This is a genomic window from Devosia alba, assembly GCF_039938915.1.
Lineage (GTDB): Bacteria > Pseudomonadota > Alphaproteobacteria > Rhizobiales > Devosiaceae > Devosia > Devosia alba.
Genome location: NZ_JBDUUI010000011.1, coordinates 80,200 through 93,887 on the forward strand (window position 1 = coordinate 80,200; position 13,688 = coordinate 93,887).

At 63.2% G+C, this 13,688-nt stretch carries 14 protein-coding genes; 8 read left to right on the plus strand and 6 right to left on the minus strand.

Features of this window, described 5'->3' with window-relative positions; all coding sequences use genetic code 11:
• Positions 1-2 precede the first annotated feature (2 nt).
• Positions 3-809, plus strand: coding sequence for a lysophospholipid acyltransferase family protein (locus ABFY71_RS15450; protein ID WP_347946868.1), 807 nt, complete (start codon positions 3-5; stop codon positions 807-809).
• Between the two features lie 131 nt (positions 810-940).
• On the plus strand, positions 941-1,282 hold the full coding sequence (locus ABFY71_RS15455; RefSeq protein ID WP_305576466.1) for a hypothetical protein: 342 nt from the start codon (positions 941-943) through the stop codon (positions 1,280-1,282).
• On the opposite strand, the gene ABFY71_RS15460 is transcribed toward ABFY71_RS15455, so the two are convergent.
• Complete coding sequence (locus ABFY71_RS15460; protein ID WP_305576468.1) at positions 1,279-1,833, minus strand: gamma-glutamylcyclotransferase; 555 nt, start codon at positions 1,831-1,833, stop codon at positions 1,279-1,281. The genes ABFY71_RS15455 and ABFY71_RS15460 overlap by 4 nt on opposite strands.
• A gap of 159 nt (positions 1,834-1,992) precedes the next feature.
• On the opposite strand from ABFY71_RS15460, the gene ABFY71_RS15465 reads away from it, so the two are divergent.
• Positions 1,993-2,964 carry a DUF2125 domain-containing protein gene (locus ABFY71_RS15465; RefSeq protein ID WP_347946869.1) on the plus strand — a complete coding sequence of 324 codons (972 nt, stop codon included), beginning with the start codon at positions 1,993-1,995 and terminating at the stop codon, positions 2,962-2,964.
• Here the strand turns inward: ABFY71_RS15465 and ABFY71_RS15470 are convergent.
• The gene (locus tag ABFY71_RS15470; protein ID WP_347946870.1) at positions 2,961-3,932 is read right to left on the minus strand and encodes a prephenate/arogenate dehydrogenase family protein; all 972 of its coding nucleotides are present in this window, start codon (positions 3,930-3,932) and stop codon (positions 2,961-2,963) included. The genes ABFY71_RS15465 and ABFY71_RS15470 overlap by 4 nt on opposite strands.
• Entirely contained in the window at positions 3,929-5,023 is a 1,095-nt protein-coding gene (locus ABFY71_RS15475; protein ID WP_347946871.1) for a pyridoxal phosphate-dependent aminotransferase, read from the minus strand. The genes ABFY71_RS15470 and ABFY71_RS15475 overlap by 4 nt, the downstream gene beginning before the upstream one ends.
• Positions 5,024-5,563: 540 nt before the next feature.
• Between ABFY71_RS15475 and ABFY71_RS15480 the strand changes: the two genes are divergently transcribed.
• From ABFY71_RS15480 to fdxA, 3 genes are all read left to right on the plus strand, one after another.
• Positions 5,564-8,569: a helicase-related protein gene (locus tag ABFY71_RS15480; RefSeq protein WP_347946872.1), complete on the plus strand. Its 3,006-nt coding sequence runs from the start codon at positions 5,564-5,566 to the stop codon at positions 8,567-8,569.
• A gap of 3 nt (positions 8,570-8,572) precedes the next feature.
• Positions 8,573-8,980 carry an RNA-binding S4 domain-containing protein gene (locus ABFY71_RS15485; RefSeq protein ID WP_347946873.1) on the plus strand — a complete coding sequence of 136 codons (408 nt, stop codon included), beginning with the start codon at positions 8,573-8,575 and terminating at the stop codon, positions 8,978-8,980.
• A 156-nt stretch (positions 8,981-9,136) separates the two neighbouring features.
• Positions 9,137-9,475, plus strand: coding sequence for a ferredoxin FdxA (fdxA, locus tag ABFY71_RS15490; protein ID WP_305576480.1), 339 nt, complete (start codon positions 9,137-9,139; stop codon positions 9,473-9,475).
• A gap of 26 nt (positions 9,476-9,501) precedes the next feature.
• Here the strand turns inward: fdxA and ABFY71_RS15495 are convergent, their stop codons facing one another.
• Together ABFY71_RS15495 and rpmB are read right to left on the minus strand one after the other, a co-directional pair.
• Entirely contained in the window at positions 9,502-10,137 is a 636-nt protein-coding gene (locus ABFY71_RS15495; protein WP_305576482.1) for a VUT family protein, read from the minus strand.
• A 124-nt stretch (positions 10,138-10,261) separates the two neighbouring features.
• Complete coding sequence (gene rpmB / locus ABFY71_RS15500) at positions 10,262-10,546, minus strand: 50S ribosomal protein L28 (protein ID WP_305576484.1); 285 nt, start codon at positions 10,544-10,546, stop codon at positions 10,262-10,264.
• Positions 10,547-10,763: 217 nt separating this feature from the next.
• On the opposite strand from rpmB, the gene ABFY71_RS15505 reads away from it, so the two are divergent.
• Positions 10,764-11,546 carry a DUF3108 domain-containing protein gene (locus ABFY71_RS15505; RefSeq protein WP_347946874.1) on the plus strand — a complete coding sequence of 261 codons (783 nt, stop codon included), beginning with the start codon at positions 10,764-10,766 and terminating at the stop codon, positions 11,544-11,546.
• Positions 11,547-11,924: 378 nt separating this feature from the next.
• Here ABFY71_RS15505 and ABFY71_RS15510 read toward each other — a convergent pair whose 3' ends face one another.
• Entirely contained in the window at positions 11,925-12,656 is a 732-nt protein-coding gene (locus ABFY71_RS15510; protein ID WP_347946875.1) for a class I SAM-dependent methyltransferase, read from the minus strand.
• A gap of 99 nt (positions 12,657-12,755) precedes the next feature.
• Between ABFY71_RS15510 and gloB the strand changes: the two genes are divergently transcribed.
• Positions 12,756-13,529: a hydroxyacylglutathione hydrolase gene (gene gloB, locus ABFY71_RS15515; RefSeq protein ID WP_347946876.1), complete on the plus strand. Its 774-nt coding sequence runs from the start codon at positions 12,756-12,758 to the stop codon at positions 13,527-13,529.
• Positions 13,530-13,688: the final 159 nt, after the last annotated feature.

A 13,688-nucleotide genomic window follows, 5' to 3' on the forward strand; every position in this document is an offset into this window, starting at 1 on the left:
GCATGGTCATTCAGGCAATTCGCACCGCGGTATTTTATGCGCTGTTTATCGGCCAGACCATCGTGATCGCCATCGTGCTCGGCACCATCGCCCTGATTTCCGGCCGGACCCGGGCCAGTTGGGCCATTGCCGTGTACTGGGGCACCTCCACGCTGCGCATTCTGCGCTGGCTGACCGGCGTCAGGACCAAGGTCAGCGGCCAGGAAAACATCCCCGAGGGCGGCTGCATCATTGCCGCCAAACACCAGAGCGACTGGGACGTGTTTTCGATTTTCCCCCATACCGGCCGGCCGGCCTACATCATCAAGGCCGAGTTGATGCGCATTCCCTTCTTCGGCTGGGCGGCGCGTTCGCTCGACTGCATCGAGGTGGACCGCAAGAAGGGCGCCAAGGCAATCCCCGCCATGATGGCCCAGGCCCATGCCGCCATCGCGCGCGGCTGCCGCATCGTCATCTTCCCCGAAGGCACGCGCCGCGCGCCCTTGGCACCGCCCGATTACCGGCAGGGAATTGTGCGTCTATATATGGAACTGAACGTACCGGTGGTGCCGGTGGCGCTCAATTCCGGCCTGTTCTGGGGGCGCAACAGCCCGATTATCTGGCCCGGCACCGCCGAAGCCAAATTTCTGCCGCCCATTGAGGCCGGACTGTCCGCTGACGTTTTCGTCGAGCGACTCAAAAAAGCCATCGAAACCGAATCCAATGCCCTGGCCCTCAAAGCCGAGGCCCAAGGCTTGTCGCGCCCGATTGGCCCCGAATTGCGAGCCCGGTTCGATGCGCTCAAGCAGCAGTCGTCTGGAACGCCCTGATCCACTACATATTGACGAAACTTCCGAACGGCACCATACATATAGTTACCAAGCCACGGACGGCTTGACATCCACTGCATTTTGTTCTATATTTGTTCTAATGCAAAGCATCGCTATCGGGATGGCGTCATATGATCGGAAATTGCCGCACAGTCGTGACCCATAATTTCATCCGGCACAGCCACTGGCAGGGCCGCTCCGGTCGCGACTATGACCTTGCCATCGAAAATTTCGAACATTTCTCCATGGACGATACCGCGCTCTACCTGATCGCCAAGGGCAGCCACGTGCTCTGGGTCGGATCAACCAGCGAACTGGTCGGTGATCACCTCAGCCGCTCACGCTTCCGTCTGGCGCTCGATTGCGCCGACCGCGTCTATCGCCTGCTGACACCGGGCGCTGCTGGCGAGCGGCTATCGACCATCTGGGATCTGGAAGGCGCGCACCCCCTGGCGGGCGCACAGGCGGCCTAAGCGGCCGTTGACGCCTCTTCGCGCAGCAGGTCGGCCAGTGTCTGCAGCTGCCGATCGGTGATACCCAGCAACTGCAGGTGGCTGGCGGTATTGAGCACATAGTCAATATTGCGCCCCGACAGGCCGACCCCGGCGCGGACCATGGCCAATTGCTGCTCCAGTGTCAGCTTGCCGGCAAATTGTTCGTGTCGCTCATCAACCACGAAGGTCAGCGCCCGGATCGCCCGGCCATCGGCCAGACGCACCGGTCGGGTCACATCCCGATAGACTTTGGTCACCTGTTCGCGCTGTTCGAGATAAGCCCGCACCGCGCCCCAGTCACTGCTTGCCACCTCGAAGGCCATGCCGCGGCACGAGCCGCCGCGCGCCAGCCCGAACACCAGACCCGGCCGCTCCAGTGTGCCGCGATGATGGTGCGAGACAATCGACAGGCTGCGATGGGCACCGCGCAGCAGGCCTTGCTGGGCGCCGATATGCGCAAACCCGGGATTCCAGATCAGCGACCCGTAGCCGAACACCCAATATGTGCTGTCGTTACTCTGTTCTGCCATTGCCATACCCTGACCAGAAATCTAGGCAATCCTGCCCGCCGAAACAATTGCCATCCTGCCATAGCGGCCCTGCACTACCGGCGCGACCCGGTTTGAACCAACACCGCGACGGCCCGCGCCAATAGCGCTTTGTCGCGGCCAACGCTAAGAATGCCAGCCATGAAGAAACGAATCATTATTCTGGGCAGTTTTGTGCTGGCCGTCCTCGCCCTGTGGAGCCTGGCCTGGTTCGTGCTGGCCGGGCTGGTCAAGCAGCAGATCACCGCGCAGGCGCAAGCCGACGGCATTACTGCGCCCCAGATCAGCTGCGGCACGCTGACCGTCGGCGGCTTCCCGTTCCGCTTTGACGTCGATTGCGACCAGGCGCGTCTGGTCAGCGGTGATTCGATCATCGCCCTGCGCGGCCTGCGCGCCAGTGTGCGCATCTATGCGCCCACCCATGTGCTGGCCTCGGCGCTGGGCCCACTCCAGCTCACCGACACGTTCACCGGCTCGCGCAATCAGCTGAGCTGGTCAGGGCTGGAAGCCAGCCTGCGTCTTGCCGATTGGCGGATCGCCCGCGCCTCGGTATCGGCTAGGGATATCATCTGGTCCGACACGCTGGTGGGTGAAAGCCTGATCGCCCAGGCGCCCCTGGCCGAACTGCATTTGTTCGATATCCCCGAACAGCACGACGCCGCACGACGCACCGCAGCACTGGCCGGCTATCTGCTGGCCAGCGATCTGGCCTATCCCGGCCTGACCCTGAGCGACACCAATGCCGAACTCCAGGTGGAACTCTCCGGGCTGCCCGACGATGTGCGCAATTGGGGTGAGCCCGATCTCTTGCCCAAGCTGCAGGCCGCCGATGGCCAGCTCAGGCTGGTGGCGATCCGCGGCACCGATGCCAGCGCGACACTGGACGCCAGCGGCGCCCTGATGCTCGACCCGCAGGGGCAGCTCGATGGCCAGATTAGCATCAGCTCGACCGGCGTGGCCGAACGCATCGGGCCGCTGCTGGAAGAGCCCTGGCGCACGCTGGTGCTCGGCACGCCCGCCGCCGACGGCAGTTATGCCAACCAGCTCAACTTCCGCGCCGGTGGGGTGTTTTCAGGACTGGTGCCAATCGCCGCCATCGGTCCGCTCTATTAGGCGTCGTCGCCGCCACCATGTTCGCGGATAAATGGCACGTCCGGGATCGGCGGCGATTCGTGCGGCCGGCCGAAATCGGGCGCGGCGGTTTCCTGCCCGGCCGAAATGATCGAGCGGCGAATTTCCCGGGTCCGGGTAAACATCGCCTCCAGCGCCGGGCCGTCACCGGTACGCACGGCGCGCTGCAACACCGACAGATCCTCGGAGAACCGGCCCAGCATTTCCAGCACCGCCTCGCGATTGGTCAGGAACACGTCGCGCCACATCACCGGATCTGACGCCGCGATACGGGTAAAATCGCGGAAACCCGAGGCGGAGAACTTGATCACCTCCGACTGGGTTGCCGCTTCCAGATCCGCCACAGTGCCCACGATATTGTAGGCCACCAGATGGGGAATGTGACTGGTGATGGCCAGCACCATGTCATGGCGGTCGGCCTCCATGATTTCGACCTGGCTGCCCATCGCCCGCCAGAAGGCGCTCAACTTCGCGGTCAGGGCGGGATCGACCTCGGGACCCGGCGTCAACACGCACCAGCGGCCGGCAAACAATTCGGCAAAGCCCGCCGACGGCCCCGAATGCTCGGTGCCGGCAATCGGGTGGCCTGGGATCAGACTTACCCCGGCCGGAATATGCGGCGCCAGCGCCTTGACCACATGGCCCTTGACCGAGCCGACATCGGAGACGATGGCGCCCGGCCGCAGCGCTGGCGCAATTGCCTTGATGACGCTCTCATATGCCCCCACCGGCGTACACAAGATCACCAGATCGGCGCCCCGCACCGCTTCGGCGGCATCAAGGGTATAGATATCGCCCAACCCCAGTTCGCGCGCCTCGTCCAGCGTGCCCTGCTGGCGCGTGGCAATGGCAATCACCTCGACCAGGCCCTGTCGCCGCGCGGCCAGGGCAATTGAGGAGCCGATCAGGCCAATGCCGATCAGAGCGAGCTTGCGAAACTGTCCACTCATGCGATTTGAACCAATGCCTTGAGAATGCCAACGACGCCGCGCATCGCCTGTTCGGAGCCGATGGAAATGCGCAGGCCGTGCGGGATGCCATAGGAATTGCCGATTTCACGGACCACCAGCCCCCGCTCCATCAGCGTGTCGAAGGCCAGTTGGGCATGTTCGGCATCGGGGAACAGCACCATGACGAAATTGCCCTGGCTGGGCACGACATGCATGTGGTTGGAATCCAGCTCCTGGGTGATCCAGTCCCGCCACTGCGCATTGTGCGCCTTGAGGCGGGCGGTGAATTCCGTGTCGCGCACCGCTGCCGCCCCTGCCAACTGCCCGGGCAGATTGACATTGAACGGTCCGCGAATGCGGTTGATGGCATCGATCACTGCGGCGGGTCCCACCATCCAGCCAACCCGGGCCGCCGCCAGACCCATTTTCGACAACGTCCGCACCATCACGACATTGCTGGCCTGGGTCGCAAGATCGAGGCCCACCGAATAGTCGGCAGCCGTAACATATTCCGCATAGGCGCTATCGATCACCAGCAGAATGTCCGGACGCAGGCCGGCATGCAGCCGCCGCACTTCGGCATCGCTGAGATAGGTGCCGGTGGGATTGTTCGGATTGGCCAGCCAGACAATTTTGGTTTTGGGCGTCACCGCCGCCAGCAGCAGATCGACATCGGCCGTGTAGTCGGTCTCCTCGACCATGACGATCGACGCACCGGCCGCCTTGGTGATGATCGGATACACCGAAAAACCATAGCGGTTCATCACCGCCTCATCGCCTTCGCCCAGATAGCACTGCGCGAGCAGGTGCAGCAGGTCACCAGAACCATTGCCGCACACGATCCGCTCGGCGGCCACGCCATGTACGTCGGAAAGCGCCGTCCGCAGCAGGTTCGATGAGCCCTCGGGATAGATTTCCAGATGCTCAGACGCCGCGCGAAAGGCGGCCACTGCCTTGGGGCTGGCCCCCAGCGGGCTTTCATTGGCCGAAAGCTTGACGGCATGGCTGCCCGCCGCGCCGGCCTTGCCGGGCACATAGGCCGCAATATCGAGAATACCAGGCTGCGGAAGGGGGCGAATATCGTCTGCCATGATGCCAATTCTGGGTGGAAAAACCGCGCGGACCATAGTCAAACTGCTCGGTCTTGGCAAAGCGCTTCTCACGTTTGGGCCGCGCGCGTCTCCATTTGCCATCGCCTTGCGTTCTGTCCCGGAACAGGACGGTCAATCGGCTTTATTGTGAATTTGTCCGGCGCCAAGCCAGCCGGGCCGGGCCGCCAGGCAAGAACGGGCCAGAAAAATCGCTGCCGCAGCAATTAACGCTTTGCTAACAAAACGACGCCAAAGCCGCACAATTCATCCCCTGTTAGGCAAGTTGAAGCGGCCCGAGCCGTTCTGGCCAACGGGGACACCGCACCCGACAGCTCTTGTGTCTGTCGCCGCCAGCTACCCACCACCCCTAGCGGTGAACAAAACAGGATTTTGTGATTCGCACCGATTCGGTGCCGTTTCGTTCGCGCCTTGTTCCATCCCTTAAGCCCAATGACAAAAACGTCGCACTGGCTGTCCTTTGTTGGCACAGCCCATCGTGCCACTCGCAACTGTCGCACGGACCTCCTACATTGGGTCGAAATGAGTTTCCCGCCCGCCCAGTCGGTCAAGGCAATCCTTGGCCCCACCAATACCGGCAAGACCTATTTTGCCATTGAGCGCATGCTGGCCCATCCCACCGGGATGATCGGCCTGCCTTTGCGTTTGCTGGCCCGCGAAGTCTATCAGCGCTGCGTCGAGCGGGTGGGTGAACAGGCTGTCGCGCTGATCACCGGCGAGGAACGCATCGTCCCCGCCAAGCCGCGCTACTGGGTCTGTACCGTGGAGGCCATGCCCACCGATATTCGCGTCGATTGCCTGGCCATCGACGAAATCCAGACCGCGACCGACTTTGATCGTGGCCATGTGTTTACCGACCGCATCCTGCATGCGCGCGGCAGGCACGAAACCCTGCTGCTGGGTGCCGCCACCATGGCGCCGCTGATCCGCAGGCTGTTGCCCGATGCCGAGATCATCGACCGGCCGCGTTTCAGCCAGCTCACCTATTCGGGCTCCCGCAAGATTTCGCGCCAGCCGGCCCGTTCGGCCATTGTCGCCTTTTCGAGCCGTCAGGTTTACGCCATTGCCGAACTGATCCGCCGCGAACGCGGTGGTGCGGCCGTGGTGATGGGGGCGCTCAGCCCGCGCACGCGCAATGCCCAGGTCGAGCTCTATCAGAATGGCGATGTCGATTTTCTCGTCGCCACCGATGCCATCGGCATGGGGCTCAATCTCGATATCCACCATGTCGCCTTCGCCGATGACAGCAAGTTTGATGGCCGCACCAGCCGTCCACTGACCCCCGCCGAACTTGGTCAGATCGCCGGCCGGGCCGGTCGCCACGCCCGCAATGGCACCTTTGGCGTTACCGCCGGCACCGAAGGATTCGACGAAGAAATGGTCGTGGCGCTCGAATCGCACGACTTTGCGCCCATCAAAGTGCTGCAATGGCGCAACAATCGGCTGGATTATTCATCCATCCCGGCCCTGCTCAACAGTCTTGAAGCCAGTGCCCAGGACCGCAATCTGACCCGCGTTCCCATTGCCACCGACCAGCGCGCCCTCGAATTTGTCGCCCGCAATGAGGCCGGCAAACTGGCGCGTGGCCTCGATGGCGCCCGTTTGCTCTGGGAATGTTGCCAAATCCCTGACTATCAGGGCATTTCACCGGCCAATCACGGCGAAATCGTCACCCGTATTTACTCCGACTTAGTCAAGCATGCGAAGGTTGACGCGGATTGGATTGCCGAGCAGGTCCGCTTTTGCGACAATGCGAGCGGCGACATCGACACCTTGAGCAACCGGATCAAGCAGATTCGCACATGGACCTTCGTCGCCAACCGCAAAAACTGGCTTGCAGACCCTTCACATTGGCGCGAAAAGACCCGAGACATTGAGGACCGACTGAGTGACGCGCTGCACGAGCGACTAACTCAACGCTTCGTCGACCGGCGCACCAGCGTGTTGCTTCGTCACCTGAAAGACAAACGTATGGCATCTCCCGAGATCAATGAGCGCGGCGAAGTACGGCTGGAAGGCCATCTCATCGGCACGCTCGAAGGCTTCCGCTTCACCCTGGCCCGCAACGATGGCGACGCCGACATCAAGAATCTGCGGTCCGCCGCCGATCAGGTTGTGGCGCCCGAAATCCACCACCGGGCCGATCGCCTGGCTGGCGCGCCCAATGAAGAACTTGTGCTGGCCACCGATGGTCGCATGCGCTGGAAAGGCGATATCGTCGCCGAACTGGTCGAGGGCGATACGCTGTATCGGCCGCGCCTGCTGATTCTGGCCGATGAGACGCTGACCGGAACCGATCTGGAACGGGTACAGGATCGCCTGAACCTGTGGCTGCGCCACCACGTCAACACTATTCTTGAATCCGTCATGGCGCTCGAAGCGCCGGCTGATCTCGACGGTACCGCGCGCGGCATTGCCTTTCAGCTGTTCGAGCATCTCGGGCTGATCCCGCGCAGCCAGGTCGCCGATGAGGTAAAAAACCTCGATCAGGACGTCCGCGGCAAGATGCGCAAGCTGGGCATCAAGTTTGGCGCCTATCACATCTACCTGCCGCTTTCGCTCAAGCCCGCCCCGCGCGAGCTGGCGCTGATTCTGTTCGCACTGAAAAATGGCGGCATTCGCCAGCCCGGCGTCACCGATATTCCCCATATCGTGCTGTCGGGTCGCACCAGCTTTCTCGTTGATCCCGAAGTCGACACCCGGCTTTACGAGATCGCCGGCTTCAAGGTCGCTGGCAAGCGCGCCGTGCGGGTCGACATTCTCGAACGCCTGGCCGACATCATTCGCCCCTTGATCGCTCTCGATCCAACCCGCCACCAGGGCGAAGTGCCCGCCGGGGCGGCCGAGGGCAATGGCTTCCGCGTCACCGTGGAGATGACCTCGCTGCTGGGCTGCTCGGGCGAAGACTTTGCCTCGATCCTCAATTCACTTGGCTATCGCGTCAAACGCACGCCAAAAATCGCCGCCCCCGTCACCCCGGCCGAAGCCAGTGCCGAAGCGCCCGCGCTCGAGGAAACCCTGGCCGAAAACCCCGTCACCACCGACGCTGCTGAGGAAGCGCCAGTCACAGCGCTGGCGGACGAGGCGACGCCGGCCCAGGACGCAGCCATTCCGGCCACCACCATTGTCGAGGCAGCGCCAGAGACCGAGGCACTGGCTGGCGAAACCGCCCCGACCCCACCGGCCGAACCCGAGTTCGACGAAATCTGGTCGCCCAGCGGCAAGCGCCCCGAAGCCAAGCGGCATGAAAGCCGCCGCCGGCCCGAGGGCGAGCCGCGGCAGCGCCCCAACCGTTCGCAGGCCCCGCGCCGCCCTGAAGGGGAAGTGCAGGATCTGACCAAGGCGCAGCACCTCAATCCCAAGGCCAGGCCGGAAGGCCGGCCGCGCAATGAGAATCGCCGGCCGGACAGCCAGAAGGGCGAACGCGCCAAGTTCCAGCAGCCGCGTGAAGAAAAGCGCGACAAGGTCTTTGATCCCGATAGCCCCTTCGCCAAGCTTGCTGCCCTGCGCGACAGCAAGGTGAACTAGCACTTGCCGGGGCCTGTCGAGCCCGCCGCCCGCAAGGAGCGGCTCGACAGGTTCCTGTTTTTTGCGCGTGCCATAAAGTCGCGCACCCTGGCGCAAAAATTCATCGAATCCGGTGCCGTTCGGGTCAATTCCGAGCGCACCGATCGCAGCGATCTCAAGATCGGTGCTGGCGATGTGCTGACCATGGCGCTGCACAATCGGATTGTGGTCTGGCGCATCATCGCCCCGGGCACCCGTCGCGGCCCCGCCACCGAAGCGCAGGGGCTATATGAGGATCTGTCGCCGCCCGCCCTGCCCAGGGCCGAACAGTCGCCCTATGAGGCTGCCATCGCCCCGCGCGATGCAGGCACCGGCCGTCCTACCAAAAAGCAACGGCGCGACACGGACCGCCTGCAGGACGGGGCCGACTGAGCCTGTGGCAAATGGTTCCTTAGATGGACGGATTCGCGCCAAACCCTGCCTCCGGCTGACCTTGCAGCCCACCTGAAAAGAGTTTAGCACCGGACTGTTGAGATCACTCTGGTTGCGCCGCCTGGCGCGCCGGCTTCTATGCGGGATTGCCCCTGGATGACCTACATCGTCACCGACAATTGCATCGTCTGCAAATACACCGACTGCGTTGAAGTCTGTCCCGTGGACTGCTTCTACGAAGGCGAGAACATGCTGGTGATCCATCCGGACGAGTGTATCGACTGCGGCGTGTGCGAACCCGAGTGCCCGGCCGAGGCCATCAGCCCTGACACCGAGAGCGGGCTGGACCACTGGCTGGAGATCAACACCAAATACGCCTCGATCTGGCCCAATCTCACCGAACGGCGCGATCCCATGCCCGAAGCCAAGGAGCGGGATGGCGAGACGGGCAAGTTTGAAAAATACTTCTCGGAAAAGCCCGGCGAAGGCGACTGATCGAACTCAGCCGCCCCCCGGCAAGTTCAGACTGCCAAAGCGTCGCGGCCGGCCAGCCGGTCGCGCAGCGTCTTGTAGGGCACCAGCAGCAGCACGGCGAGCACCAGCTTCACGGTGAAGTCGCCCAGGCCCAGTGACACCCACAACTCGACCTCAGGACCCACGCCCAGTAGCGGGGCTGGAAAAGCCAGTGAACCATCCTCGCGGCCAAACAGGGTGTCGAGCACGCCGAACGGCGCGGCAAAGGCCAGCGAAAAGAAGATCACCGTATCCATTGCCGAGCCGAACAGCGATGACACCACCGGGGCCTTCCACCACGCACTGGTGCGCAGGCGGTTGAATATGGTGATGTCGAGCAATTGCGCCGTCAGGAACGCCGTGCCCGAGGCAATGGCGATGCGCGGCGTCGCCAGATAGATCGAGATCAGCACCGCAACCGCAAAACCGGCCAGCACGGCCTGCCGGGCCCGCGCCGGGCCAAAGCTGCGATTGGTCAGGTCGGTGACCAGGAAGGCGATTGGATAGGTAAAGGCCCCCCAGGTGAGAATGTCTCCCAGATGGATGGAGCCAAGCTGGAAATCGACGGGGAACTGGACCAGGAAATTGGAGGCCGCGACAACCACGACCATGGCGGCAATGGCCACCCAAAAACGAGCAAGCATCAGAATGCACCTCTATGAGCCGCTCACTGGCAGTAGACCAGGGCGGGATGTGCCGAGATTGGCACAAAACAAAACCGCGCGGAGCTTAACCCCACGCGGTCAATTCGTCACCGGGACAGGTCGCTCAGGCAGCCAGAGCTGCGCGAACTTCCTTCTTGATGCCCTGAGCCAGCGTCGACAGCGTGTCGTCGTTCTGCTTGAGCAGGAAGGCATCCAGCCCGCCGCGGTGTTCAACCGAACGCAGGGCGTACGCACTGATGCGCAGCTTGACGGAGCGGTTCAACGCTTCCGACATCAGCGTCACTTTCACCAGGTTCGGAAGGAACCGGCGACGAGTGCGATTGAGAGCGTGCGAAACGTTGTTGCCAACCATAACGCCCTTGCCAGTAAGTTCACAGCGCCGTGCCATGGTCATGTATCCTGTTGCAAAAGGCCTCTCATGCGGGGATCGAGCCCCGCAACGGGCCTAGCTGTCCTGAAATCTGAGGGCTCTTTAGAGAATATGGGCGGCCCCGTCAAGACAAACGCCAGCTCAATCCAGCGCGAGCGGCTTGCGCCAGGCCATTGCAGACGGCACTTTCAGACCTTAGTCCGATTCGCGCCGCCCATTGCAGAGACGCCCGACCTTGACCCAGCTCCGTTTCGCCGCCTTTGCCGCACTCGCCCTGTTCGCCAGCCTGCCCGCCAGCGCGGCCCCGGTCGAGGCCCGTGCCAGCTATATCCTGACCCTGGGCGGCATCAATATTGCCAGCATGGATGTCGATCTCAGGGATGACGACACCAGCTATAGTCTGGACCTGTCCGCCAATGTTGCGGGCATGGGCGCCATTGTCGCCAGCGGCACCGCCAAGGCCAGCGCCTCGGGCGTCTCGCGCGGCGGCAAGCTCGCCGCCCGTGCCTTCAGTCTGCAAACCCGCGCCCGTGGTGACAGTTTCGATGTCGCCGTCACCTTTGCCGGTGGCGATGTCGGCACCTTCAAGGTCGAGCCGCCCATCATCGACAATTATGACCGCGTGCCGCTCGAACGCAGCCATCTGAGCGGTGTCAGCGATTTTCTGTCGGCCTTTGTGTTCAAGGGCGGCACGTTCGACGCCAGCCTGTGCGCCCGCAAGGTCGGCATCTTCACCGGCGTTGAACGCTTCAACCTGGCGATGGCCTTTGCCGGCACCGACGAGGCGACCTCCCCCCGCACCGGCTATCAGGGCCCGGTGGTCCTGTGCTCGCTCGACTACATCCCCGTATCGGGCCATTTCACCACATCCGAGATCACCAATTATCTCGCCGATAGCGACCGCATCATCATCTGGTATGCCCCGCTCGGCCCCACCGGCTATTTCATCCCCTATCGGGTACTGCTGGGCACCAATATGGGCGATCTGTCCATGGTCCTGACCGGCATGCGCTTCTAGCGCCGCGTCCCGCTTCGGGACGGTCAATCGCTTTATTGCTAAGATGCAGCTTGCGGGCCCCCGATTGCGGGGCCCGAACTGTTAACGCGCTGTCACAATCAGGGCGGGGCGCCAGCAGGATCAGCGCAAGCTTTGCGCCGATCGGGCCAATCTTCATGCTTTGCTCATCAAGATGAACGTCATCTGCGTGATTTTGCCTGCCCCCGTGGCCGCAGCGCGCCGCTAGTGCCGCGCCCTGCCCCACACCCCCAGATACAGTGGTGAACAAAGCCGGATTTTGACCCCAGACCTGATTCGACCTTGGTTCGTTCCCGCTTTGGTGCAGGCGTGAACAGGCATGCGCGCCGCAACCGCCGAACGTGCCGAAATGGCACAGGGTCACCCCTGCCGCGCGGTCGCCGCACTCATGCCCGGCACCCGGACGAATCGCTCCTCGCGCTGGCGACGCGGAATGGCGGGAAACGCCTGCTTGCGGGCGCGTACACAGATCACCCCGCTCATGGCCGGACCAAACACCCGCCCCAGCCGCTCGAACAGCCGGGTGGATTTGAGCACGAACGAACTCTGGAACGGCGGCACGAACAGGCCGGCGCGCCAGGACACCGGCACAAAGCCATGCTCGCGCAGCAGCTTGTCGAGCTGGCCACCCGAATAGGGGCTGCCCTGCCCGAACGGGGTATTGTCGCGCTGGGCCCAGATGCCCCGCCGCCGCGGCACCACCAGAATCAGATCGCCATTGGGCGCGGTGATCCGCCACAATTCGCGCATCAGCTCCTCGGCATCGGCCACATGCTCGATGGCGTGAATGGCGATGGTCAGATCGATCGCCGCGTCGGTCAGCGGCATTTCCAGCGGATCGCACAGCACCGTGTGCGACGGCCCCTCGCGCGGCCAGGCCGAGGCCCCCTGTCGCGAAGGCATGAAGGCCAGTACCCGTTCAGCCTGATCGAGCGTGAAGCGCAGATAGGGGGTGGCAAAGCCCAGCCCCAGCACGCGCTTGCCCTGCACATCGTGGGCCAGCGCAGCCACCTGCTCGCGCACCAGCGCCCGCGCGATCCGGCCCAGCGGCGAGCGATAAAAGCCAATCAGGCGTTGAACGTCAGCGGTCATGATCACAACTCTGCCGGTTTCGGCCCAACTTGTCTAATCGCTGGTTGTTATCTCGTCGCGCTCTCCCTAGCTTGCAGGCAATGGTGATGATGCGGAGTGATGGTTGTGACGGTGATTGTGGATGTGTTTGGCGCGCGCGACGATAACTTCGGCTATCTGGTGCATGATAGCGCCACCGGGCGCACGGCAACGATTGACGCCCCCGATGCCGCCGCCATCCGCAATGCCTTGCTGCAGCGCGGCTGGGATCTGAGCGACATCTTCATTACTCACCACCATATCGACCATGTCGAGGCCATTCCCGAGCTCAAGGCCGAGTTTGGGGCCCGCGTGGTGGGGCCACGCGCCGAAGCCGACAAGATCGCCGATCTCGATGTCCTGGTGGCCGGCGGCGACACGGTAACGCTGGGCGAAACCAGCTTCGATGTTTACGACACGCCCGGCCACACGCTGGGCCACATCGTGTTCCACGAGCCGGTCGGCAAGCATCTGTTCAGCGCCGATGCGTTGTTCTCGCTCGGCGTCGGCCGCATGTTCGAGGGCACGCCAGGGCCCATGTGGGAAGCGCTCAAGGTGTTGCGCGCCCTACCCGACGACACGCTGGTCTATTGCGGCCACGAATATACCGCCAGCAACGCCAAATTCGCGCTGTCGATCGATCCCGACAATGCCGCCCTGCAGCAGCGCGCCGCCGAAGTGGCCCAATTGCGGGCCGCCGGCCGACCCACCATTCCCTTCGCGCTGGGCCAGGACAAGGCGGCCAATCCGTTCCTGCGCGCCGATGACCCGGCTCTGGCCCGCCACTATGGCCTTGCTGGCGCCGATCCTGCCGAGGTGTTCGCCGCCATCCGCAAGGGCAAGGACAACTTCTAGCCCCATCCCCAAAGCAGCATTGGTCAGGTTCAATCGGCGCCTTGCGGGCGCCGGTTTTCTGGTGCGCGACCCCAGCCAGACGCCGATCACCCGACTTTGATGTTAACTATGCCGTGTTTTACCGTCGTAATTGCTTAACAAAGCGTTACCATCTGGCAC

Bases quoted from the DNA above. Each gene is read 5' to 3' on its own strand.
- ABFY71_RS15450 (WP_347946868.1), top strand. From the start codon at position 3: ATGGTCATTCAGGCAATTCGCACCGCGGTATTTTATGCGCTGTTTATC.
- ABFY71_RS15455 (WP_305576466.1), top strand. From the start codon at position 941: ATGATCGGAAATTGCCGCACAGTCGTGACCCATAATTTCATCCGGCAC.
- ABFY71_RS15460 (WP_305576468.1), bottom strand. From the start codon at position 1,833: ATGGCAGAACAGAGTAACGACAGCACATATTGGGTGTTCGGCTACGGG.
- ABFY71_RS15465 (WP_347946869.1), top strand. From the start codon at position 1,993: ATGAAGAAACGAATCATTATTCTGGGCAGTTTTGTGCTGGCCGTCCTC.
- ABFY71_RS15470 (WP_347946870.1), bottom strand. From the start codon at position 3,932: ATGAGTGGACAGTTTCGCAAGCTCGCTCTGATCGGCATTGGCCTGATC.
- ABFY71_RS15475 (WP_347946871.1), bottom strand. From the start codon at position 5,023: ATGGCAGACGATATTCGCCCCCTTCCGCAGCCTGGTATTCTCGATATT.
- ABFY71_RS15480 (WP_347946872.1), top strand. From the start codon at position 5,564: ATGAGTTTCCCGCCCGCCCAGTCGGTCAAGGCAATCCTTGGCCCCACC.
- fdxA (WP_305576480.1), top strand. From the start codon at position 9,137: ATGACCTACATCGTCACCGACAATTGCATCGTCTGCAAATACACCGAC.
- ABFY71_RS15495 (WP_305576482.1), bottom strand. From the start codon at position 10,137: ATGCTTGCTCGTTTTTGGGTGGCCATTGCCGCCATGGTCGTGGTTGTC.
- rpmB (WP_305576484.1), bottom strand. From the start codon at position 10,546: ATGGCACGGCGCTGTGAACTTACTGGCAAGGGCGTTATGGTTGGCAAC.
- ABFY71_RS15510 (WP_347946875.1), bottom strand. From the start codon at position 12,656: ATGACCGCTGACGTTCAACGCCTGATTGGCTTTTATCGCTCGCCGCTG.
- gloB (WP_347946876.1), top strand. From the start codon at position 12,756: ATGGTTGTGACGGTGATTGTGGATGTGTTTGGCGCGCGCGACGATAAC.